Consider the following 1,490-nt stretch of genomic DNA (forward strand, 5'->3'; position numbering starts at 1 on the left):
GAGTCCTACCAGATCGGTGAGAAGGGCCATCCGGTCCGTACCTATCTCTCGATCGAGGCGATCATCGGTGCGGCCAAGACCGCGGGCGCGGACGCCATCTATCCGGGTTACGGGTTCCTGTCGGAGAATCCGGATCTGGCCGCGGCCTGTGCCAGGGAAGGCATCACCTTCATCGGTCCGTCGGCCGAGGTGCTGGAGTTGGCCGGTAACAAGGCGCGCGCGATCGAGGCGGCCAAGGCGGCGGGGCTTCCGGTGCTGGCGTCGAGCGCGCCCTCGGCCGATATCGAGGAGTTGCTGGCCGCGTCGAGCGAGCTGGAGTACCCGATCTTCGTCAAGGCGGTCGCCGGTGGCGGTGGTCGCGGGATGCGGCGGGTGGCCGAGCCCGAGCAGTTGCGTGAGTCGATCGAGGCGGCTTCGCGTGAGGCGGAGTCGGCGTTCGGTGATCCGACGGTGTTCCTCGAGCAGGCGGTGGTGAACCCGCGTCATATCGAGGTGCAGATCCTGGCCGATCAGCACGGCAATGTGATGCATCTGTTCGAGCGGGACTGTTCGGTGCAGCGGCGTCATCAGAAGGTGATCGAGCTCGCCCCGGCCCCGAATCTGGATCCGGCCTTGCGTGAGCGGATCTGCGCGGACGCGGTGGCTTTCGCGCGTGAGATCGGTTATTCGTGTGCGGGCACGGTCGAGTTCCTGCTCGACGAGCGCGGCAATCACGTGTTCATCGAGATGAATCCGCGTATCCAGGTCGAGCACACGGTGACCGAGGAGATCACCGATGTGGATCTGGTGCAGTCGCAGTTGCGGATCGCGGCGGGGGAGTCGCTGGCGGATCTGGGTTTGAGTCAGGACACCGTGACGATCCGTGGTGCGGCGTTGCAGTGCCGGATCACCACCGAGGACCCGGCCAACGGGTTCCGGCCCGACACCGGGCGTATCACCGCCTACCGCACGCCGGGCGGCGCGGGTATCCGCCTCGACGGCGGCGCGAACCTGGGCGCGGAGATCGGCGCGTACTTCGATTCGATGCTGGTGAAGCTGACCTGTCGCGGTCGCGATCTGGAAGCGGCGATCGCTCGTGCGGCGCGTGCGCTGGCCGAATTCCGTATTCGCGGTGTGACGACGAATATCCCGTTCCTGCAAGCGGTTCTGGAGGACCCGGATTTCCGCGCGGGTCGGGTCACCACCTCGTTCATCGACGAGCGTCCGCAACTGCTGACCCTGCGCGGTTCGGCGGATCGCGGTACCAAGATCCTGACCTACCTGGCCGATGTGACGGTGAACAAGCCGCACGGGGAACGTCCGACCACGGTGTATCCGCACGACAAGCTGCCCGCGATCGATCTGAAGGTCGCGCCGCCGAACGGTTCGCGGCAGCGGTTGCTGGCGTTGGGTCCGGAGGGTTTCGCGCGGGCGTTGCGTGAGCAGAAGGCGGTCGGGGTCACCGATACGACGTTCCGTGACGCGCACCAGTCGCTGTTGGCGACCCGGGT

General features: G+C 66.6%; 1 protein-coding gene. It reads left to right on the forward strand.

Annotation, left to right across the window (positions count from 1 at the left end):
- Positions 1–1,490, forward strand: a 1,490-nt coding sequence (locus DAT37_RS19360) for an ATP-binding protein (RefSeq protein ID WP_157978557.1), incomplete at both ends; no start/stop codon positions are given.

It is taken from the genome of Nocardia aurea, from assembly GCF_003123685.1.
Taxonomy (GTDB): domain Bacteria; phylum Actinomycetota; class Actinomycetes; order Mycobacteriales; family Mycobacteriaceae; genus Nocardia; species Nocardia aurea.